The organism is Oleiphilus sp. HI0066 (genome assembly GCF_001635725.1).
In genome coordinates this window covers 1-814 of sequence record NZ_LWFH01000007.1, presented here as the reverse complement: position 1 = coordinate 814, position 814 = coordinate 1, and the positions used below count along the sequence as shown (strand labels likewise).

The following is an 814-nucleotide window of genomic DNA, read 5'->3' as shown; positions in this document are numbered from 1 at the left end:
TTCGGAATTACGGATGCCAGCATCAACTTGTGCTTGAAAGCGCTTAAGCTTTGCAACAATGTCATTCAGTATTGCTTGGGAGGCACTTCCAGTCTGACGCTTTTGAATTTGCAGTTGTGTGTTGCTGGTAAGTATTGAGCGAATCAGGTTCATTCCGAATTTGTCGGATGTTTGACGTTTGACTGAAGGTGCTTGTCTCTTAACTGGGAGGTCTACGGCAAATGCAATGTTGTTCCCGAGTTGCGCATGCTTATTGCGCTCAGCTTTACTGTTTGACCAGTAGACGTCTTGTTTGCATTGCGGGCAAAAGAACTTGTCGGCTTTGTCTGTAGGGTCAAGACCGTCTATAGATCGAGGGCAATCGTTTTGCCAGCTGAGTGAACGACAGTCGATGATTGTGTGTGATGTTTTTGGGTCAAGATGTTCGCGACGAACGAAAAAACCTTTCGCCTTTGAATCTAATCCGCGTAAACCGATCGCTTCATCATGGCTGATGCATAGCGATGCAGCGCTTTTGCGTTGCAACTTAACTTGATGAATAACAGATGCCAATTTGGGGTGAATCACCGGCGCTGATTTATCGTTTGATTGGTCGTTACTGCTCATAAACTACTCACTCATTTTTCTGCACTTTAACGAGCGATGTAACAGTTTGTAAAGTTGGTAAGGCCTGAAATGTCTACTTAGATAGCATTTAGAGCGCAAAAGACGCTAGATTTTAATGAATATTACGTTTCGGAAGATAAGCTTGAGTAAGTTAAGAATATGCATGCAAAAAAAGGCCGGTTGTGCAATGCACAGCCGGCAATAAGTG

The 814-nt window shown here is 43.7% G+C and carries 1 protein-coding gene; it reads right to left on the bottom strand.

Annotated elements, in window-relative coordinates; all coding sequences use genetic code 11:
• Window positions 1–606, bottom strand: a 606-nt coding sequence (locus A3738_RS00590; protein ID WP_156503840.1) for a hypothetical protein, incomplete at its 3' end; no start/stop codon positions are given.
• Window positions 607–814 lie beyond the last annotated feature (208 nt).